Below are 19,928 nucleotides of genomic sequence, written 5' to 3'. Positions count from 1 at the left end.
TTAAATTTTATACTTATTATTTGATCTGGATATCAGTTGTAAAGAAGCTTAGCTTCTAATATCTGGTTTCTGGCTTCTATACTTTAATGCTTACCTGCATCACCTGAAGTTCAAATTCTTTGGATGCTACCAGTAAATGGTCAAAAATATCTGCCTGTATCTGTTCAAAACGTTCCCATTTGGAATCATTGGCAAAGCAATATACTTCAAGAGGCAGCCCTTGAGGAGTAATGTCCAGCTGACGTACCATTCGGGTGCCGTTTTTATCTATATCGGGATCATTTTCAATGTATTTCTGTGCATAATATCTGAAAACGCCAATATTGGTAAGCTGTCTCCCATTTACGATCTTATCTTTGTGCTCAAGGCTTTCTTTCTCTTTTTTGATCTCTGATGTTCTTTCTTCCAGATAGTCTGAAATCAGGTTAATCTCCTTTAAACGCTCAACATCTTCATCAGTCAGAAACTTAAAAGAATTGATGTTAAAGTAAATGGATTTTTTTATTCTTCTGGTGTTAGACTCAGACATCACCTGCATATTTTTGATCTCAGTGGTCATCAGATCATAAGTAGGAATGGTGGAAACCGTTTTATCAAAATTAGTAATTTTGGTTGTCAAAAGATTGATTTCCGTAATATTCCCTTCAATACTGTATTTGGGAATGCTTACCCAATCTCCTACTTTTAAATTTTTAGAAGTGGCGACATGAAGACCTGTTACAAATCCTAAGATTGTATCTCTGAAAACCAATACCAAAACAGCAGTAATAGCCCCAAGACTTCCTACAATAGTTGTTCCTTTGATCCCAAAAATCACACAGAATCCTACGACTGTAAATATGAAGAGTCCTAAAATCTTTACGGTTTCTGAAATGGCATTAAGCGCCATAATTTTGTAAAAATCCTGTTTAATGCTGAAATAATTCCTGAAAGCTGTCAGTGATCTGTAGAGCATTCCTGCTAGTATCAATACCAACCCCAGATTGATACATCTTATTATAAAAATGGTTGTCTTCGGCAGTGCATTTTCCGGAAATATAGATCCCTGGATTCCGGCAACAGCAATCAGGGCAGCAAAATGCGCTACAGAATTAGTGATTTTGGCCTGATAAATAGATTTTAAGATGGGGAATTTCTGTTCATTATGAAATAACCTGAAGACCGAATTAATGATGAATTTAAAAACAAAATCAGTAATAAAAAACAGGACAAGAAGTAAACTCAGTTTTACAATGATATGAAAAACCCAGTCCAACCCGGAGGGTGATATCTGGGTAATATAGATGTAAAGCTGCTCGCTTAGTTCCTGTATAAAGTTTTTAGTTTCTTGTAACTGGTCATTCATTACAGCAAATTTATGAAATTAAGAATCATCATTTTACTATTCTCAATCAATTTTCATCCCAAAAAGTATTCATTGGGAAATATTTAATCAATTTTTTTAAACAATTACATTAAAAAATATTGAATCCTTTACAGACCCACATTGCAATTGAAAAACAAACTACAAACAACGTATTTAAATGAAAAATATTAAAATAAATTACATTTTTAATGTTTTAATATTAAAATTTTATTAAATTTGATTAAAACTAAACCCATCAAAATCAACTAAATATGAAACAAAATTACTTGTTAATCATGCTATGCAGCCTTCTGCTCCTAGCTAATTGTAAAGGAGACGACACTGTTTCTCCTGAAGAAAATCCTACTCAGGTAGTTTCCACAGGAAAAGTGGAAGGCAAAGTATTTGCAAAAAACGGCACCAAACCCATTGGAGGAGCTCTCGTATTCACTACTGACAGCCAAAGCAATATTTACCATACCTATTCCAATGCCGATGGTACCTTCAGCTTAACAGCTCCTGAAGGCAAGACAACACTTCACATTCAGACTGGTAACGGTAAAAATTTCAGATCCGAGGTTCCGGTTACAATTAAAAAGAATGAAACAGTTACTGTAGCTGCAACGGATTCAAAGTTGGACCAAATCGCAAAAATGGCTTATATAAAAGGAAGCTATGATGAAATTGAAGCTATTATAAGTTCTCTTGGATATGCTGCAACTGAAATTACTTATCAGGATTTAAAAAACATCAATACGATTTCCCAGTATGATATTATTTTCCTGAACTGCGGATCCCGTACTTATGCCCAAACAGGTACTTCGATGCCAAGCAATGACAATAATGTATATAGTAATCTTTCTACTTTTGTAAGCAATGGCGGAAGTCTTTACAGTTCAGACTGGGCTTCGGCTTATCTGGTAGGAGGAAATACAAATACTGTAAGCTGTAATGCTCCCGGTGGTTTCATCAATGATAATCTTCTTTGCCTGCAAGATACAGGAGCAGCCACCACTTATATGGGCTGTAACGTTTCAAACACTGCTTTGGCAACTGCATTAGGGTTTAATACATTGGATATTCAATATGATATGGGTGCGTGGGAAAAAATCATGAACTATGATCCTGCATTCTGGGATGTTCTTGTACAGAAAGGCAATGAGCCACTGATGATAAGAACAGGACATTATACAAACCCTTCAGCTCCGCAAACTCCTGTAGGAACATCTTTAAACAATAACCATATCACGATCTGCCATCACATAGCAAGCGGAAATAATATTACCATTACCATCAATCAGAATGCATGGAATGCTCATCAGGCACATGGAGATACCATGGGACCTTGTTCCGGAAATTCCAGCAGCGGAAATATCTACTATACTACATTCCATAACCACGCAAGCGGAAATATCGGAAAAGCAGGCCCGATACTGGAATACGTAATCTTAAATTTGTAATAAAATTTTATAACTCGTTCTCAAAGTGGTCTTTTATAAGGCCACTTTTTTTATATTGCATCTATATTTTAAAGAATGGATACAACAATTATTAATATTTTCTGCCTTATTCTTCTGTTTGTAGGGATATTGGGAACTTTTCTTCCTGTTTTACCAGGGTTGCTGCTGAGTATCTGCGGGCTCCTGATCTATAAATTCGGGACGGATGCAGATCTTCCAATGATTTATATCTGGGCATTCGGAATTCTTACATTAGCTTCTATAGTCCTAAGCTATGTCATTCCGGCAAAAACCAATAGAAAATATGGAGGTACACGCTGGGGAAGTATCGGTTCTGTAATTGGAACCATTGTAGGGATATTTATTCCAATTCCATTAGGCTTCCTTGTAGGAATGTTTGCAGGTGTGTTTATTGGTGAATTACTTCATGACAGCAAGGATATGAATAAAGCCTTACAATCTACCAAAGGAGCACTGATTGGATTCATTTATGGAACCGGATTCAGTTTTGTAGTAGGAGTGGCAATGTTTTTGGTAGTACTTCTTAATATGTTTAACGTTATTTAATTAAAATATAAGAAACTATGTTCCATAAAGTTATCATACTCAGTCTGGGAATTTTTGCATTAACAGGATGCGATGCCCAAAAGAAAGCTAAGATTAATACAAAAACTACTGAAATGCCTGCAGGTACAAAAATAACAAGCACTGACAATCAGAAAGATGGTGTTATATACCTGAATGAAGGAGAAAATAAGTTTTTAAGAGAATACCAGATGAATGTAACGTTCAAAGGGGTTTCTGAAGACAGCCGCTGCCCTGAAGGAGTCAACTGTATCTGGGCCGGAGTCGCTCTTGCTCAGGTGGAAGTAATGGGAACGTCTACCCGGCCAATGATTCTGAACCTTGCAAGTGCAGATTATCCGGGAAGAAATTATCTCCAGTCAGCAGAATTCAATGGGTATACCATTACCTTACAAGATGTTGCTCCTTATCCAAAACAACAGGACGGAGCAAAAGCATTAGCCGGAAAATATAAAATCGGAATTACGATAAAAAAGGCAGGCAGATCAACAGATTCTACCACGAAATAGGTTTCTTGCCTTTGGAAACAAGATATTCATTAATTTTTGAGAAAGGCTTACTTCCAAAAAATCCTCTGTACACGGAAAATGGTGAAGGGTGTGCCGATTTCAGAATAAAATGCTTAGCCGGATCTATGAGTTCGGCTTTTTTTTGTGCAAAAGCGCCCCACAGTACAAACACCACATTCTCTTTTTTATCCGAAATTTCTTTAATAATAAAATTGGTGAATTTTTCCCAACCCAGATCTTTATGGGAATTAGGTGAATGAGCACGAACCGTTAACGTTGCATTCAATAGCAAAACACCTTGTCTTCCCCAGTCATCTAATTCTTTGGAAGTTCTTACCACTCCTAAATCATCTTTTAACTCAATAAAAATATTCTTAAGTGATGGCGGTGCAGTAACCTGCTCAGAAACAGAAAAGCACAAACCATTGGCCTGAAAATCATTATGGTAAGGATCCTGACCAATAATAACAACCTCAACATCATCAAAAGCCGTCAGTTCCAGTGCTCTGAAAATCTGATTTTTTGGAGGAAAAACTTTCGTCGTTGCATATTCATTCTTTACTTTCTCCCAAAGGGTTGTAAAGTATTCCGTACTCTTTATCGGGGCTAAAATTTCTGTCCAGGTCATAGTGCAAAAATAATAATATTAAAATAAAACAAGAACCTCCTTATACTTTAAATATCCTGAATTTTCTTTCAATCAGCATATATGAGAAGTAAGAGAGTAATATAGAGAAAGCTATTAATAGTATATTATTGAGATGATAAGAGTTTACAATAACGAAATCCTGTTTTTTTACAATATAATGGATGATATATAATGAGTAAGAAATATTTCCTAAGAAATACACTGCTTTGGTTTCTAAAAATATCTTTAGATAATTCTGATTCCCTTCATACAGGTATTTTATTATAAACGCAGATAATAAGGGAATAAACAATACTCCTTTTTCAACAAACAACATAGATACAAACAACAGGAGAATGATATAAATAACGAAATTACCTTTCTTCATTTTAAATGGTGGTAAAAGAGCAACCCCAATTCCAAGAAAATAGGAAGATACTGTTCTCAGAAGGGAAACAAGGCCATAAGGAAGATCAAGGTATCTTGGTGAATCCTCTACTTCAATCGGGGTTTCTGAACCTATATACAAATGGCCGGGAAAATAGGGAAGCATCAACCTCAAAATCAAACTTATGATAATTAAAATTTCGCTGCGTATTTTATAGTACAGGACAAGCCATAACATAAAAGGGAATATTAAATAGCAAACCCATTCTGTGCTGAGTGACCAATAGACAACATTCAGCAGATAATCAGGATTAAAAAAGCATTGCAGTAAAGTCGCATTAATCAGGAATCCTGCTATAGAAGTCTTCATTAAAAACAATGCAATAAAAATAACTGATACAATATATACAGGATAAATTCTATTGATTCTTTTTTTATAAAAAACCTCTATTGATCTATAATTCAAATCTTTAAACTTCCCAGAATAAGACACCGTCAGTAAAAAAGCACTTAACACAAAAAAAATATCAACTGCCACATATCCCTTTCCTACTACATCCTGAATAAATTCATTCCGAAAAAAACTGAAATGAAAAAACGCAACCCATAATGCAACAATCCCTCTGAGTCCCGTTAAAGATTTTATTTCATTTTTCATATGCAATTTCAATCGGCGATAAAGATAGAGAAAACCTGTTAGATTTTATATCAGCTATTACCAGACGGTCTTTTTAAACTAAAAATAATGTTATCCGGAAACCCTTCATCTTTCTTTCCCTCCAGCAAAATAAAATCATGCTTCACAAGAAGTCCTTTTGAATTTTCGTTCAATGTATTGGTAATCGCAACAATTTCCTGTAAATGCAATTCATTAAAACCAAAATTCAAAACCGCTTTTAAAGCTTCAGACATAATTCCCTTCCTATGATATTCCGGCAATAACTCATAACCGACTTCTGCTGTTGTCCGGTCTTCAGAAAAATTCCAAAGACAGATTGTTCCAATAAGGTTCGGCTGATCTTTCAGGGAAATTCCCCAATAGACCGTCTGATTATTTTGAGTTCTCTGCTTAATCGTTAAAATAAACTGAAGAGCATCATAGTTTGTCTTTGGTGAAACCCTTTTCACAAATTTATTGACCTCCGGATTACCTCGGATTTTTAAAATATCTTCTGTATAGCTTTCATTGATTCCTTTTAAAATCAATCTTGGAGTTTCCAATTTCATATTTCAAATTTAATGAAAAGAATATCATCAATTACTTAAACGCAAAGGTTATTGGATTCTATTACTTATTTGAGTGAGTAAAGAAGTGCGGCTAAGTGCTGATGAAACATTATCATTATACATACGCTTAGAAAGAATCAATTTCATTGATTGCATTCTTTACCTCTTTAAAGGAATAAGATTTAGTAATAAAAACTTTGTGTTTAAGTAAATTGATCTTATTTTTTGATTCTAAAAGTTTCAAAGAAGAAACAATTATATCATCAAATTCCAGTTAATTTATTCTGTAAATCTCTCAGATATACGTAATAATCAAAATTCTCACTAAATTTGCAGTGTGTATATAAATAAAGAAGATTTAGACGAATTAGAGTTTCCGCAATTGCTCGCGGAAATCTCCCCATTTGCGTATTCTCCGAAAACAAGAGAAAAAATTCTTCAACTTCGCCCAATGGAAATAGACGAGGCGGAACTTTCGTTAAAAAAAACATCAGAATATCTGTCAAGTTTTGAAAGTTCAAATGCGATTCCGTTTGATGAATATGAAGATATCGAAAGTGAGCTGAAATTGATGCTGATTGAGAACTACCGCCTGGAAAATGCTGCTTTCATCAAAATAAAAACCATCACGGAACAGATCGGAAAACTGCAGAAGTTCTTCCCCACCATGCCCGAAACATTTCCTACTTTATTAGAGGAAGTTTCTGTACTGGAATTCAGAAAGGAGATCATTGATAAAGTAGATAAGGTTTTCAACCGTTTTGGTGAGGTAAAAAGTGAAGCTTCTCCGGCTTTGAAAGGCTTGAGAACTGAAATCCAGCTTGCTAAAAAAGCAATTCAGGAAAATTTCAACCGTGCACTCACCACCTATGGACAGAATGATTTTTTGGATGATATCCGGGAAACAATTATTGATGACCAAAGGGTTCTGGCTGTAAAATCAGGATTCAAAAAAAGAGTAGCCGGAAGAACGCTGGGAATCTCCAAAACAGGTTCCATTACCTACATTCAGCCGGACAGTGTTGTAAAGCATTACTTCAAACTTCGTGAAAGTGAGGAAGAAGAGAAAAAAGAAATTGACAAAGTTCTCCGACAGCTTACTGCCGAACTGGCAGAGTTTCAACCTCAGCTATGGAGATATCAGGTGTATATTTTTGATCTGGATCTTACAAGAGCGAAAGCTAAATTTGCTGATTTAGTGAACGGAATTCTTCCAAAGATCAACCGTCATAAGACATTGAAACTTAAAGACGCTTACCATCCATTGCTATGGTTGAGAAATAAAGTAGAGAATAAAACGATCCATCCTCAGACTCTTTCTTTAACGGAACATAACAGGATTATCTGTATTTCCGGACCTAATGCCGGTGGAAAATCAATTACCCTTAAAACGGTAGGATTATTACAGCTGATGATTCAGAGCGGTATTCTGGTTCCGGTTCATCCCAAATCTGAAATGTTTTTCTTTGAAAAGATCATGACTGACATTGGTGATAATCAATCCATTGAAAATCATCTGTCAACCTATTCATCTAGATTGAAGAAAATGTCCGGAATCATCCGTGAGGCAGATGCCCATACCCTTCTGTTGATTGATGAATTCGGTACCGGTTCTGATCCGGAACTTGGAGGTGCGCTGGCAGAAAGTTTCATGGAGTTTTTCTATGACAAAAAGAGTTTTGCCATTATTACCACTCACTACACCAACATTAAACTGGTGATAGAACAGCTTCCCAATGCTCAGAACGCAGCAATGCTCTTCAATGAAGAAACACTGGAGCCGATGTATAAACTGGAAGTAGGCCAGGCAGGAAGTTCATTTACTTTTGAAGTTGCAGAAAAGAATAAAATTCCAAGATTTATTATCCATTCTGCCAAGAAAAAGGTAGAGCATGATATCGTTAATCTCGACAAGACTATTGTAAAGCTGCAGCAGGAGAAATTTGAAGTTGAAAAACTGAAATCCGATCTTGCAGAAAGAAAAGAATCTGTAGAAGATAAACGTGATAATCTTCAGAAGCTGAATGACCAGCTCCAGCAGAAACTGTTCAATTTCCAGAAACTATATGAAGAGGAACACCGCAAGCTTCAGTTTGGTAATAAAATTGAAACGTTCATCGACAGTTATACAAAAGGAAAATCCAGAAAGGATGTTGTAAAAGACTTTGTAAAACTTCTTGAACAGGAGAAATTCAGGAAATTAGGTCATGATAAGGATGAAACAAAACGCCTGCAGGTTGTTAAGAGAAAAATTACTCAACAGCTGAAAAAAGAGGAAGTCATTGAAAAAATTGCAGAAACCAATGAAAAACTGGAAGAACAACGTAAAAGTGACCGCGCTATCTGGATGAAGATCGGACAGCGTGTTCGTATTACAGGAAGCACCAGTGTGGGAACTATTGAAAAGATTTCCAGAAACAAGGTGATTGTTAATTATGGAACCTTCAAGACTACGATTAATGCAGATGAACTTGAGAGAATTTAAGTAATCTGAAGTGAGTTTAAAAAGAACTCATTTTACGCAAATACTAAGAGAGAGTACCCAATGATACTCTCTCTTTTTTATTTTATTTCTTAATGAATTTTAACCGGATTGCACTATTTTTATCTTTCAGCTGAATAAAATAAATTCCTTCGGATAAATTACTAAGGCTTACTTTATGATCGGAAACTTTTCCTTCACTTGTTTTCTGCCCCAATACATTATAAATTTCATAATCCGTTGCTTCTGAAATTCCGGAGATATTTAAAACATCGGATGCCGGATTTGGATAAATTTCAGGTTTTGCCGATTTACCGGCTTCGTTTACTGCCAGTGTAGGGTTAAGAAAGTTTATACCATAATCCTCAACTTCTCCATAGGTAAATGAACCACAGGCATCCGCAGGCACTTCCTGTCTGCACATTACCCTCATCACAAGTCCGCAACCATTAATTACAGAGTTTGGCAATGTAGGATAACCAGGAATAGAAAATGTGGTTACAACCGGAGCTGTTGAGGTCACATTATTCGCAACCAGTATTCTTTCATTAGAATCAAAAACACCATTGCCATTAATATCTATCCATGCTGTTACAGTGATAGGACTTGGTGTGCCAGTCCATGTATTACTCACTGAAAGCGTATTTCCTACGCTTCCTGCTAAAAATTTAATTCTTCGGTCTACATCAGTTCTGTAATCAATATAGTTGGAAGCTCCGGAGTTGCTCACCATTGGAGCTGTCATTCCCGTTGAACTTACCGTTACATTGGATATATATACCATTGTTGCATCTATAGAGGCAGTAGTGCAATAATTGAGTGATGTTGCAAAAAATATAGGGTTCGACCACATTCCCTGGGTAGTGCATACTTTTGCTACCTGTACTTCATACACTGTACAAGGCTGTAGATTCGTAATAGTAAATGAATTTTGCCCAGGTACAGGAGTAGCCACCATCCAGGTAGTAGTTCCGGGTAATCTGTATCTGATAAAATTATTCGGGGTATCAGGATCGGCCGTCCAGGTAACGGTTCCGGAGGTAAGGGTTATATTGGACATCTGAACACCGGTGGGAGCATTCGTATCACAGTAAAATAATGATTTTAATTCTGTTTCTATTTTATTTTCTGCCTGAAAGCTGGAAATTCCCAAAATAAAAGAGCATACATAAAGTAGTTTTTTTGTCATGTTTATTAGTTTTAAAATTCTCTTGAAAAATAAGTCATTTTTTTGAATATGATTTACATTTAACTTATTTATTATCACTTATTTCTTTCATAAAATATTATGGCTAAGGCATCATTTTATAGGATCAACTGAAAACCAATACAAGATTTAATAAACTGCTACGTTATAATTATCTTCCGAAAAGCATTTAATTTATATATTTGAGGATCAAAAAAATTTCATGATGACTTTTATAAACAAAGCATTCTATTTATCCGCTTTCAGTATTTTATCTATAGCTTTTGTAAAAGGGCAGACTAAAGTTCCTTTTGGAGTTGTAAAAGCTGAAGAAGGATATGCCAACGTACGTGTACATAAAGACGACTATCGAAAAATTGTAGACAAGATCCGTATGCGTAAAGGAGATGTATTTGTTTATGTAAAACCGGCTCCGGGAGAAACGGAATGGATCTGGATCAAATATCCGGAGAAACAGGATGATGACAAACCTTTTGTACGTTATGAAACTCTTGATAAAGAAGGAATGGTTAATAAAGGGCGTATTGCATATGTAGACCAGCTTCCCGCCTATACTCCATCCAAATCTAAAAACGGAAGATCTCTCATTTTCACAGATAATTCTGATCCTAAAATCCCTACTGCACAAAGAAGCAAAGTAGTAATTGATATTTATCCTTCCAATGCTGGATACCGTAAAAAAGAAAAAGATGCAGAAGGAAAAATTCTTACCATTGATAAAGTAAAGCCCTGGGGAATCGGAAATGACCTTCCCGAAGGAATGACTGAAATCAAATCAATCAGAGTACAACAGCCCGGAAGAGGATCTGTTTTTGTAAGAGAAGCCATCAAAAATATGTTCCAGCCAACCATGGATTTTGAGAACATTGGAGTAACGTCCCTTGACTCTGACAATATTTTCCTTTATATGATAAATGGTTCAGGAGAAAACAGATACACCACTCTTTGGACGATTAAGAAAGGAAGAGTAATCAGCCAGATTATTTACCATAATCCGGAATAAATTCGCTACTTTTGCACCTGAAAAGTTTTACGCTTATTCATCACAGAAATTGGTTCTGCATCACTGCAGATTAAAAGGGAACCGTGTGAAAATCACGGACTGTCGCGCAACTGTAAGTAACTGAAATCTTTATCAAAGATCCACTGTGCGAGGCATGGGAAGGAGATAAAAGATGTTACAAGTCAGGAGACCTGCCTGTTTCTTTAAACAAATAACTTTCGCGATTTGAAGTTGTATTGATCTGATGGATTGTTTCAGGGGTTCTCTAAGTTCCTGTCATTATTCTGTTGTTTTAATATCGTTTTCATTTCGCTTTAATTAATAATGATATATGACTACAGAAGAAAGAATTGAAGCATCCGAAACCAGAATCTTTAAAGCGGTTTTCCCTAACACAACCAATCATTACGATACCCTTTTTGGTGGTACGGCTATGCAGCTGATGGACGAAGTAGCTTTTATTACCGCTACCAGATTTGCCAGAAAAAGAGTGGTAACGGTGAGCAGTGACAAGATCGATTTCAAGAAACCTATTCCAGCCGGAACTATTGTGGAACTGATCGGGAAAGTTTCATACGTTGGAAAAACCAGTATGAAAGTAAACGTTGAAATTTACACTGAACAAATGTACTCTTACGAAAGAGAAAAAGCCATTGTAGGTGATTTTACTTTTGTAGCGATCGATGAATTCAAGAAACCAATCCAGATACTATAAATAATATAGCTTCGGGCGGCCTTTGGCCGCCCGAAGCTTATTCTATTTTCATTAATTTTATTTCACAACTTTTTCTGTTTCCAGACTTCTGCTTAATAAAAATTCAAAGGCCTCTCCCATTTCATCCGATGCTCTGTTGATCGCATTTTCAAGCATATTTCGGATTTGTTTTTCTGTTACTCCGGCTTCCGTCCAGCTTTTTCCTGAAGTATGGGAATTTAAGATAAATGGCATAATTCTGTCAATCCCACAGGCAAAAATAGCATCAGGAGTTTTCTCATCTTCAAACTCAAGCCATAGATTAAAAAACTCTGTACGCAAAGGTTCATCCAGGATTCCGAAAATCTTTTGGGCAGATACCTTCTCTCTGTCAAACTTCCCTACCATTGCTTTTTCATCAAAAATAAAGGTGTCTCCAGCTTCTATCTCTACCAAATCATGAATGGAAAGCATTCTTATCACTCTCAACAGATCAATATCTGCACGGTTTTTAGCATATGGATAAAGGATCTGAGCCAGAATGATGATCTGCCAGGAGTGTTCTGCAGTATTCTCTCTTCGGGAATCGTCAGCATTATAATTTCTTCGCTGTACATTTTTCAAGGCATCCACTGCCAGGATAAAATCAATCTCTTTCTGAATTTTCATCTTACTTTTCTCTATTATATTGTTCTGAAGGATACACCTTTGTTTTGGTTACCCATTTATTATTGATCTTTTCTTTAGTGATTACTTTCACGCGGCCTTCTACCGTCATGTCTTCTTCTTTTTCAAAGACTTTATCAAGCCCTTTATTGGGAATAACTGCATATTCAGTGGTAAAAATATCACAGCAGCCGGATTTTCCATAGGAGATCAAGCGTTTACGTTGGACATCAACATCAAAAATATCAAGGGAACTGGATGCAAGATCCGTAAGTTCTTTACTCTTCACAAATGCCATTCTTGTACTGTTGAACACATAAACATCATAGGAAGCTGCACTATAGTTTCCCATATTTCCGTTCCTTACCGCTATATCTTCTGTTCCATCAAAATTAAAATCATTTATGATTACTGAGTTTTGTTTATTCGTCAGCTGGATCATTTTTCCAAGCTTGGGTTTTTCAGCCTGATCTGTTTCCAATACCAGATCATCCGATGCAAAAGTCTGTATCTTTGTATTTTTGTGATCAAACAACTCTACAGTTCCTTTTCCGCTACATCTGTCATCATAGCAATTTTCTACCTGAATAATGGCATCATAATTCTTTGAAGCATTTTTAACCTCAAACTGATATTGCCCAAAACATGCTGGCCCAAGTAAAACAAAAGCAGGTAAATGCTTATACTTATTGAATAAATTCATGGTAAAAGTAAATGATTTAGGTGTTTTTTTCCTAACAAAAATACGAATCATAATACCGATCTCAAAATTCCAACCTTATTATCTGTAAGGATTTGAAACATTTTAACAGCCTTTAAATGAAAGAGTATTCAGTGATAAGAAGCTGTTCCCGCTATACACTCATACTCCTCGCTCCTTACTAAACCCAAACCACTGTGGGGTAACCGCTGCTATCGGGGCTATATTATGGGTAATGAGTAATAAATAATGAATGATAACTTTTTCTCTTCATTTCTTTCATTTTCAATTAAAATTTAAACATTTTTTGACCAAATTCATTTTTCATAAAATTTACGATAAAAATTATTTCACTGATTACCAATTGTTTATATTATTTATTTTAAAAATTTCACTACTTTGTATTGCATAATACCATTTTATTTACATATCTTTGTAATGTAAAATCGAAATAGGTACAACTAGCTAGGTTCCGAACTTCGAAAATTATATAACTAATTAACAAAACTTATAAAGATGAATACCGAAAATACCAAAGCGCAAATGCGAAAAGGAATTCTGGAATTCTGTATTCTAAGTCTCATCAATAATCGCGAAATGTATGTTTCTGATCTTATTGACGAACTGAAAAAAGGAAAACTGGATGTAGTGGAAGGAACCCTCTACCCTCTTCTTACAAGACTTAAAAACGGAGAGTTTCTCTCTTACAGATGGGAAGAATCTACAGGAGGACCACCCAGAAAATATTATCAGATCACAGAAAAAGGAAAACTTTTCCTGGATGAACTTCAAAATACATGGAATGAGCTGACAGCCTCAGTAAACAACATCACCCAACAAAATTAAAAAACAAAGCTATGAACAAGACACTCTCAATAGGACTCGCAGGTTTTTCTTTTACAATAGAAGAACACGCATATATAAAGCTCAGCGATTACCTGAACGCTCTGAGAAGCTCACTGGATGCTTCTGAAGCTGATGAGGTAATGCATGACATAGAAATAAGAATGGTGGAGATTTTCAAAGACTCTCTGGGAAAACGTGAAGTAATTAACGATACCGATGTAGAAAAGGTAATCGCACAGATCGGAAGCCCGGAAAAAATTGAAGAACAGGAAGAGGCTTATTTTTCTGAAAAAACATCTACCAGAAATACCAATTCAGGAAACAATTATACCGATAAAAAACAACTGTTCCGTGACCCGGAAAAACAAAAAGTAGCAGGGGTTTGCGCAGGGTTAGCTCAATATGTAGGAATGGATATTACCGCAATGAGAGCAATCTGGCTGGGAATATTCGTCTTAGGAATTTTTACAGCAGCCATTTCATCTTCACTGATCGGTCTTTTATATGTAATCCTTTGGATCGTACTTCCAAAAGCTGAAACAGCAGCAGATTTCCTGAAAATGCAGGGAAAGCCTATGAACTTCGACAATCTTAAGAATGAGTCTAATAAATTGGTTCAGTTTGCCAATGAATCTACTCAGAGGGTCGGAGAAATATACAACGAAAACAAACCTTACATCAACAATGCTGGAAGCGGAGTATGGAATGTATTCAAGTATATCGTAGGGGGATTCTTCGTATTGATGGCTGTAAGCAGCATTATCGGAGTATTTGTACTATTCGGTCTTTTCGGGATGGATACAGACTTCCCAGGTGCCAATGAGATCAGATTCTATATGGATGATCAGGGGCTTGATAAAGTACTGGCAGCCATGATGGTAATCGGAAGCTTAATTCCGGCAATCCTTTTCAGCTTATTAAGCATCAAGATTTTCTCTCCAAAAACAAAACTGAGAAACATCGGATGGGTTGTAGGAGGTTTATTCCTTCTTCTGATCGGACTGGGAACTTACTTCGGAATAAGCATGGCCAAAAAAGACATGATCTATAGAGGAAGTAAAGAAGATGTAGAGAATGTTGCTATCAACACTACTTCAGATACAGTGTATGTGGATGTAAAGCAAGTTAACATTCCTCAGAATTTCAAAGCATATAATAATGATATCTATTCTGATAAAATATCTGTTTATGAAGAAGATTATATCTCAGTAGATGTAACAAGAAAACCAGATATTAAAACACCATATCTGATCATCAAAAAAGAAGGAAAGGGTTATAATTTCCCAATTCAGCTGATAGTTCCTGTAGAAGTTGTAAACAATAAAATATTACTTCCAAACTATATCAAATATCCATATGAGCACAGATTCAGAGACTATAGCCTGGATTATGAACTTGTAGTTCCGCAAAAAACAGTGGTTATTTCATCGAACAAAAACCATATCCATATGGATGGTGACTTAGATGGAGATGGCATCAATGACAATGAACAAGACAGTGATGAAGACAACAACGGTGTTAGAATTGAAAAAAATAAAATCACGGTAAACGGTTCAAGTATCGAATACAACTCTGATGATCAGGACAGTATCATCGTAAACGGTAAAAAAGTTCCGAACAACCAGGCAAAGAAAGTAATTGATTCTGCAGTGTCCAATATCAAAAAATCAAATAAAGATATGGACATCAAAATCAAAGACGGAAAAAACGAAATTTCCATACAAACTAAATAATTAACTTCAGAGAGTGGTAGAAGGTGTGGGTGGATGGCAACCGTTTGAAATTCACACCCTTCTTCTCTCAGAAAAGTAAAAATAAAACTCTATTTAGTTTCTTATGTAAAAAAAAAGTTTTAATTTCGTAGAGCTAAAATTTAATAACCAACCAACCAAAAACACAGCCTTATCATGATACAATTTGCAATGGAATTCGTAATGAAAATCGTAGATTTAATTAGCGGTTTGTTTTAAGAGCGATAATATTTCAATATATTTGTAAAGTATAACCAAAGTTTGGTTATACTTTTTTGTTTTTAATCCAAGAAATCTATGAAAAAGCTGATAGGCAAAGCAATGTTAAAAATATTAGGCTGGAAGGTCGTTCTGCAGGGCGATGTCAACAACCTGAACAGGTGTATCCTTGTGGTAGCACCTCACACCCATAATATGGAATACATTTTAGGAAATTTCGCCTATTGGTCACTGGAAAAGCCTTTAAAAATCATCATTAAAGACGCTCACACCAAAGCCTGGTATGGAGATCTTGTAAAAGGTCTTGGTGGTATTGGTATAGACAGAAGCCAGAAAAATGATCTGGTGAATTTTGTAGCCAATCAGTTTTCAAAAGAAGATTTCAGTCTTGTTATTACTCCGGAAGGAACAAGAAGCTGGGTTCCGAAATGGAGAAAAGGGTTCTATCATATGGCCTTGGCAGCAAAGGTACCTATTGTACTGGCAGCGGGTGATTTCAAAAGAAATATTGTTTACCTGGGTTATACCATTCCGTATGAAAGAATAGCATCAGTTCCTTTTTCAGAAATTATGCAGGAAATTCAGGACTATTATATCAAAAATGATATTGTTCCTAAGGTTCCTGAAAATTGGAATCCTAATATTATGGGAACCGGAACTGAACAGAATTAAATGCTAGATGCAAAATTAAATCAATTATAAGAAATGAAAGGTCAGACAAAAGAAGAAATATTAGCATTCATCAATAACTGGGGAGATGTAACTCTTGCAAAAACTCTTGAAATAAAATTCATCGATATTGATCTGGAAAATGAAACCCTTACTGCCACTATGCCTGTACTTCCGAGAACGCATCAGCCGTTTGGGATCATGCACGGAGGAGCAAGCTGTGTTTTGGCTGAAACTTTAGGTTCAAGCCTGTCTAATATCTTTATTGATGGTGAAAAGTATTACGGGGTAGGAACCAATATCAATTCTAACCATTTAAGAAGTAAAAAGGATGGCATTGTAACCGCTACAGCTCGTTTTATCAGAAAAGGGAAAACCATGCACGTTTCGGAAATTGAAATCCGTGATGAAAAAGGAGTCCTTATCAATCATACGACAATGACAAATAATATCATCAATAGATAGATAGATAGATAGATAGATAGATAGATAAGTACAACATAAAAAAAGAAAGCTCAAATAAATTTTGAGCTTTTTGTATATAATGACTGCAACTATTTTCTTTTTTGTCATCCTATAAGAAAAATAATTACCATGAAAACAATTTTACCTTTTTTATTTCTGTTTACTTTATTCATTTCCTGTAAGCAGGATGATGAAATAGTTTTACAAAAAAACGGTTCCTATGACCTGTATGTTTCAGGAAAGGATAATTCACAATTGTGCTACTGGAAAAATGGTATAAAGCATAATATTACCAATGTGCCTGCAGATACTCCATCAAAAATATTTGTTAACGGGAATGACGTTTACATCAAAGGAAAATCTGGTTTCTGGAAAAATGGAAATTATACTACTTACTTTCAGGCAGCAGGTCTATCCGGAAATCAGGATATGATAAATATTTTTGATTTTTATATGGAGAACGGAAACATCTATTTTGTAGGGTATACATGGTCTGTAAATAATCCGGCACCTGATAAATATGAATTTTGCTACTGGAAAAATGGTGTTAAAACATTTTTATTTAAAGATACCTTTACTTACAATAATAATTGCACGATCACTGAATTTAATTCTGATGTATATGTAGGAGCAAATAAAAACTTGAACGGATTTATAAGTCAGGGATATTTTAAAAATACCACTTTCACCATCACAGATACCAGTATCGGAACGTTTACCTATATCGTCTCCAATGACAACAATGTGTATCTGACAGGTATTCATTATTATACAAATGTACTTACCGGCGTAAAGACAAATTTTTCCCCAACACCCATTACAGGAGATTACGGGCCTGCATTAGATGGTAATGATGTTTACATTAATGCAAGAGCCAACTCATATTACAAAAATGCAAACATGATCGTGACCAGTAATCCCTTTCCTACCATCCTGGATTTAAAAGTAACCGATCAAAATATCTACATGATCAGAACAAGTAACAATGGTCTGGAATATAAAGTATACATTAATGACGTAGAAACCCAAAGCATACCAAACCCCAATGGCGGATCAAGCTACAATAATATTACGGTCATAAAAAATTAGGTATGTCAACAATCAACTGGCAGAAAATCTATCACAGCCATTCCCCAAAACTCTTGGGGATTTGTCGTAGATATATACAGGATATGCATACTGCTGAAGATATCATACAGGACAGCTTCATTACAGCCCTCCAGAAAAATCATCAGCTGAAAGATGAAAAAGCACTCTTTGCATGGTTAAAGAAGATCGTTATCAACAATGCTTTACAACACCTTCGTCAGCATAAAGATACTTTTATTATTACCGAACCATCAGAAATCCCAGATCTACATTCAGCCATGGACAATCATCTCTCAGAAGATAGAAATGTCTTCATTTATGACTTTACCAGTGAAGAGCTTCTGTCTTCCATTGACAGTCTTCCACCCCACCACAAATCTGTTTTCAATTTATATTTTATTGAAAATCATTCCCATGCTGAGATTTCTGATCTGTTAGGAATTACTGTAAACACATCAAAATCTCACCTTTTAAGAGCGAAAAAATCCATACAAAATTATTTATTGAACAATGTTGTAAATAATAAAACCACCAAAAATAAAACGGCACAATTGCTTGTATTTATTGGACTCGGTAGTATATTATGGGCACAAACTTTCAAAAGCAAATTTTCAGGATTTTCCATTACTCCTTCAAGGATCTTTGAAATACCAGAGAACATTACTTTCAGGAATGTTAATATTAAAGTCCATTCAGCACATGGTTTGAAAAAGGGACTTATAACCGGAGTAAGTACTTTAGCAGTCCTTACAGTTTTCCTTCTAGTTTTCCGTCCTAAGAACAGCAGCTTTCCTCACAATACTATTTCCATCCATAATACTGAAGTTATACAGGAAAATAAAAAAAATAAAAAGTATGATAAAGAAAATACAAATCATGCCCTTCCACATTCCCGTACAGACTATATTCCAGATGAAAGATTGGTTAAAGACAAAAGCAACTCCTTTGTGAAACCTGAAATTCCTGAAGAAAAAACCAGTACCATCAAATCCAAAAATCACTATACCAATATCAAGGATACCTTATCAGAAAATATTCATCAAAAGGTAATTATAGTAAAGAAAATTATTCAGAGAGATACCATTTATATTGAAAGATAAATTAAAAATAATGTTGTTAAAAAAATCATTACTTATTCTGCTTTTTGCTTTTGTCAGTTTATTCAATGCTCAAAGGAAGAAAACAGATACGTTGTATGTATATGAGAAAGTAATTGTTTATGATACCATTTATCTGGAAAAAGCTTTAAAAATGAAATCTCAAGGTCTCAATCTAAGTCCACAGACGATCTATGAAGCAGAGCTTATAAAACGAAGTCCTTTGAAAGACGAAATCAAAGGAAAACCAATAATGTTATCCAAAAAATTACAGTATGGCGGAGGTATTGAAGGAGGTATTAAGAAAAGTTTCTGGGACGAAAATGCTCACGGAAAAAGCCAGCAATCTGGATTCGGAGCCGGAATCTGGGTTTCAAAATCGGTCTATAACCGGTTTTTACTTATGCTGTCAGCTCATATCTATTCATGGAACTCTACATTTGATCTTGACGCCAATAAGGAAGAAACATGGCTCAACGGATATTATTTTACTGAAGATCATCAACCTTTGCTTTTCCAGAGATTTAACAATAAACATACAGAATATGCGATGCAGCTAAAATTGCTTTATGACTGGAAAAACATACGACCATTTATAGGATTCGTTACCAATAAAAATGATTATAGCATGCAGTTCCTTGTTCCCGAAAACAATGTATTGGATAAACTGGAAGATTTTAAGTCCAAGCAGATCAATTTCGGATTTTCTTTAGGGTTACAGTATCAGCTAATGAAAAAGTTTCTTCTGTCTTTAGAATACCAGGAATATAAAATAAAGAATATTTCCTTAAAAAACAGTTCTTTTAATTTTGACATCTTTAAGACTAGTAATACCTTTGCAGAAAGGAAAATTTCGCTGGGAATTTCCTATATTATTTCCGGCCGTTGATTTTCAAAAT

The 19,928-nt window shown here is 35.3% G+C and carries 20 protein-coding genes and 1 riboswitch; of the genes, 13 read left to right on the top strand and 7 right to left on the bottom strand.

What is annotated here, in order from left to right; all coding sequences use genetic code 11:
• Window positions 1–76: 76 nt before the first annotated feature.
• Window positions 77–1,345 carry a mechanosensitive ion channel family protein gene (locus SFA27_RS06415; protein ID WP_047378495.1) on the bottom strand — a complete coding sequence of 423 codons (1,269 nt, stop codon included), beginning with the start codon at window positions 1,343–1,345 and terminating at the stop codon, window positions 77–79.
• A 272-nt stretch (window positions 1,346–1,617) separates the two neighbouring features.
• Here SFA27_RS06415 and SFA27_RS06410 point away from each other — a divergent pair, with 272 nt between their 5' ends.
• From SFA27_RS06410 to SFA27_RS06400, 3 genes are all read left to right on the top strand, one after another.
• Window positions 1,618–2,805, top strand: a complete 1,188-nt coding sequence (locus SFA27_RS06410; RefSeq protein WP_407297108.1) for a carboxypeptidase-like regulatory domain-containing protein — start codon at window positions 1,618–1,620, stop codon at window positions 2,803–2,805.
• A gap of 75 nt (window positions 2,806–2,880) precedes the next feature.
• Window positions 2,881–3,372 carry a DUF456 domain-containing protein gene (locus SFA27_RS06405; RefSeq protein WP_047378496.1) on the top strand — a complete coding sequence of 164 codons (492 nt, stop codon included), beginning with the start codon at window positions 2,881–2,883 and terminating at the stop codon, window positions 3,370–3,372.
• A 17-nt stretch (window positions 3,373–3,389) separates the two neighbouring features.
• Complete coding sequence (locus SFA27_RS06400) at window positions 3,390–3,899, top strand: hypothetical protein (protein WP_407297106.1); 510 nt, start codon at window positions 3,390–3,392, stop codon at window positions 3,897–3,899.
• Here the strand turns inward: SFA27_RS06400 and SFA27_RS06395 are convergent.
• The 3 genes from SFA27_RS06395 to SFA27_RS06385 are packed head-to-tail and all read right to left on the bottom strand — an operon-like array spanning window position 3,886 to window position 6,141.
• Entirely contained in the window at window positions 3,886–4,527 is a 642-nt protein-coding gene (locus tag SFA27_RS06395) for a uracil-DNA glycosylase (RefSeq protein ID WP_047378498.1), read from the bottom strand. The genes SFA27_RS06400 and SFA27_RS06395 overlap by 14 nt on opposite strands.
• Window positions 4,528–4,567: 40 nt before the next feature.
• Entirely contained in the window at window positions 4,568–5,572 is a 1,005-nt protein-coding gene (locus SFA27_RS06390) for an acyltransferase family protein (RefSeq protein WP_407297104.1), read from the bottom strand.
• 50 nt (window positions 5,573–5,622) lie between these two features.
• Window positions 5,623–6,141, bottom strand: coding sequence for a GNAT family N-acetyltransferase (locus SFA27_RS06385; RefSeq protein WP_407297102.1), 519 nt, complete (start codon window positions 6,139–6,141; stop codon window positions 5,623–5,625).
• Window positions 6,142–6,478: 337 nt separating this feature from the next.
• Here SFA27_RS06385 and SFA27_RS06380 point away from each other — a divergent pair, with 337 nt between their 5' ends.
• Window positions 6,479–8,626 carry an endonuclease MutS2 gene (locus SFA27_RS06380; protein ID WP_407297100.1) on the top strand — a complete coding sequence of 716 codons (2,148 nt, stop codon included), beginning with the start codon at window positions 6,479–6,481 and terminating at the stop codon, window positions 8,624–8,626.
• Window positions 8,627–8,708: 82 nt separating this feature from the next.
• Here the strand turns inward: SFA27_RS06380 and SFA27_RS06375 are convergent, their stop codons facing one another.
• A complete protein-coding gene (locus SFA27_RS06375) occupies window positions 8,709–9,812 on the bottom strand; it encodes a GEVED domain-containing protein (protein WP_407297098.1) in 1,104 nt (367 codons plus the stop codon).
• A gap of 220 nt (window positions 9,813–10,032) precedes the next feature.
• On the opposite strand from SFA27_RS06375, the gene SFA27_RS06370 reads away from it, so the two are divergent.
• A complete protein-coding gene (locus tag SFA27_RS06370) occupies window positions 10,033–10,833 on the top strand; it encodes a hypothetical protein (RefSeq protein ID WP_047378505.1) in 801 nt (266 codons plus the stop codon).
• 33 nt (window positions 10,834–10,866) lie between these two features.
• Window positions 10,867–11,047, top strand: a riboswitch (cobalamin riboswitch).
• Between the two features lie 117 nt (window positions 11,048–11,164).
• Window positions 11,165–11,548, top strand: a complete 384-nt coding sequence (locus SFA27_RS06365; protein WP_002977578.1) for an acyl-CoA thioesterase — start codon at window positions 11,165–11,167, stop codon at window positions 11,546–11,548.
• A gap of 57 nt (window positions 11,549–11,605) precedes the next feature.
• Here the strand turns inward: SFA27_RS06365 and SFA27_RS06360 are convergent, their stop codons facing one another.
• Both SFA27_RS06360 and SFA27_RS06355 read right to left on the bottom strand, forming a co-directional pair.
• A complete protein-coding gene (locus SFA27_RS06360) occupies window positions 11,606–12,196 on the bottom strand; it encodes an HD domain-containing protein (RefSeq protein ID WP_047378508.1) in 591 nt (196 codons plus the stop codon).
• Window position 12,197: 1 nt separating this feature from the next.
• Window positions 12,198–12,896 (bottom strand): XAC2610-related protein, encoded by a 699-nt coding sequence (locus SFA27_RS06355; RefSeq protein WP_047379481.1) that lies wholly within the window; start codon window positions 12,894–12,896, stop codon window positions 12,198–12,200.
• A gap of 513 nt (window positions 12,897–13,409) precedes the next feature.
• Here SFA27_RS06355 and SFA27_RS06350 point away from each other — a divergent pair.
• From SFA27_RS06350 to SFA27_RS06320, 7 genes are all read left to right on the top strand, one after another.
• Complete coding sequence (locus SFA27_RS06350) at window positions 13,410–13,739, top strand: PadR family transcriptional regulator (protein ID WP_047378510.1); 330 nt, start codon at window positions 13,410–13,412, stop codon at window positions 13,737–13,739.
• Window positions 13,740–13,750: 11 nt separating this feature from the next.
• A complete protein-coding gene (locus SFA27_RS06345) occupies window positions 13,751–15,472 on the top strand; it encodes a PspC domain-containing protein (protein WP_264517292.1) in 1,722 nt (573 codons plus the stop codon).
• Window positions 15,473–15,787: 315 nt separating this feature from the next.
• Window positions 15,788–16,381: a 1-acyl-sn-glycerol-3-phosphate acyltransferase gene (locus SFA27_RS06340; RefSeq protein ID WP_407297094.1), complete on the top strand. Its 594-nt coding sequence runs from the start codon at window positions 15,788–15,790 to the stop codon at window positions 16,379–16,381.
• A 33-nt stretch (window positions 16,382–16,414) separates the two neighbouring features.
• Window positions 16,415–16,843, top strand: coding sequence for a PaaI family thioesterase (locus tag SFA27_RS06335; protein WP_047378514.1), 429 nt, complete (start codon window positions 16,415–16,417; stop codon window positions 16,841–16,843).
• 129 nt (window positions 16,844–16,972) lie between these two features.
• Window positions 16,973–17,932 (top strand): hypothetical protein, encoded by a 960-nt coding sequence (locus tag SFA27_RS06330; protein ID WP_407297092.1) that lies wholly within the window; start codon window positions 16,973–16,975, stop codon window positions 17,930–17,932.
• 2 nt (window positions 17,933–17,934) lie between these two features.
• Window positions 17,935–19,032 carry an RNA polymerase sigma factor gene (locus SFA27_RS06325; RefSeq protein ID WP_407297090.1) on the top strand — a complete coding sequence of 366 codons (1,098 nt, stop codon included), beginning with the start codon at window positions 17,935–17,937 and terminating at the stop codon, window positions 19,030–19,032.
• A gap of 10 nt (window positions 19,033–19,042) precedes the next feature.
• Window positions 19,043–19,918 (top strand): hypothetical protein, encoded by an 876-nt coding sequence (locus SFA27_RS06320; RefSeq protein ID WP_407297088.1) that lies wholly within the window; start codon window positions 19,043–19,045, stop codon window positions 19,916–19,918.
• The last annotated feature ends 10 nt before the right edge of the window (window positions 19,919–19,928 follow it).

Source organism: Chryseobacterium sp. HR92 (assembly GCF_045689405.1).
GTDB classification, from domain to species: Bacteria; Bacteroidota; Bacteroidia; order Flavobacteriales; family Weeksellaceae; genus Chryseobacterium; species Chryseobacterium viscerum_A.
This window is presented reverse-complemented; position numbering and strand designations above follow the sequence as displayed.

Excerpts from the sequence above, each read along its gene's own strand:
- SFA27_RS06405 (WP_047378496.1), top strand. The coding sequence starts at position 2,881 with ATGGATACAACAATTATTAATATTTTCTGCCTTATTCTTCTGTTTGTA.
- SFA27_RS06390 (WP_407297104.1), bottom strand. The coding sequence starts at position 5,572 with ATGAAAAATGAAATAAAATCTTTAACGGGACTCAGAGGGATTGTTGCA.
- SFA27_RS06410 (WP_407297108.1), top strand. The coding sequence starts at position 1,618 with ATGAAACAAAATTACTTGTTAATCATGCTATGCAGCCTTCTGCTCCTA.
- SFA27_RS06360 (WP_047378508.1), bottom strand. The coding sequence starts at position 12,196 with ATGAAAATTCAGAAAGAGATTGATTTTATCCTGGCAGTGGATGCCTTG.
- SFA27_RS06325 (WP_407297090.1), top strand. The coding sequence starts at position 17,935 with ATGTCAACAATCAACTGGCAGAAAATCTATCACAGCCATTCCCCAAAA.
- SFA27_RS06385 (WP_407297102.1), bottom strand. The coding sequence starts at position 6,141 with ATGAAATTGGAAACTCCAAGATTGATTTTAAAAGGAATCAATGAAAGC.
- SFA27_RS06375 (WP_407297098.1), bottom strand. The coding sequence starts at position 9,812 with ATGACAAAAAAACTACTTTATGTATGCTCTTTTATTTTGGGAATTTCC.
- SFA27_RS06400 (WP_407297106.1), top strand. The coding sequence starts at position 3,390 with ATGTTCCATAAAGTTATCATACTCAGTCTGGGAATTTTTGCATTAACA.
- SFA27_RS06330 (WP_407297092.1), top strand. The coding sequence starts at position 16,973 with ATGAAAACAATTTTACCTTTTTTATTTCTGTTTACTTTATTCATTTCC.
- SFA27_RS06340 (WP_407297094.1), top strand. The coding sequence starts at position 15,788 with ATGAAAAAGCTGATAGGCAAAGCAATGTTAAAAATATTAGGCTGGAAG.
- SFA27_RS06345 (WP_264517292.1), top strand. The coding sequence starts at position 13,751 with ATGAACAAGACACTCTCAATAGGACTCGCAGGTTTTTCTTTTACAATA.
- SFA27_RS06370 (WP_047378505.1), top strand. The coding sequence starts at position 10,033 with ATGATGACTTTTATAAACAAAGCATTCTATTTATCCGCTTTCAGTATT.
- SFA27_RS06365 (WP_002977578.1), top strand. The coding sequence starts at position 11,165 with ATGACTACAGAAGAAAGAATTGAAGCATCCGAAACCAGAATCTTTAAA.
- SFA27_RS06320 (WP_407297088.1), top strand. The coding sequence starts at position 19,043 with ATGTTGTTAAAAAAATCATTACTTATTCTGCTTTTTGCTTTTGTCAGT.
- SFA27_RS06350 (WP_047378510.1), top strand. The coding sequence starts at position 13,410 with ATGAATACCGAAAATACCAAAGCGCAAATGCGAAAAGGAATTCTGGAA.
- SFA27_RS06395 (WP_047378498.1), bottom strand. The coding sequence starts at position 4,527 with ATGACCTGGACAGAAATTTTAGCCCCGATAAAGAGTACGGAATACTTT.
- SFA27_RS06355 (WP_047379481.1), bottom strand. The coding sequence starts at position 12,896 with ATGAATTTATTCAATAAGTATAAGCATTTACCTGCTTTTGTTTTACTT.
- SFA27_RS06335 (WP_047378514.1), top strand. The coding sequence starts at position 16,415 with ATGAAAGGTCAGACAAAAGAAGAAATATTAGCATTCATCAATAACTGG.
- SFA27_RS06415 (WP_047378495.1), bottom strand. The coding sequence starts at position 1,345 with ATGAATGACCAGTTACAAGAAACTAAAAACTTTATACAGGAACTAAGC.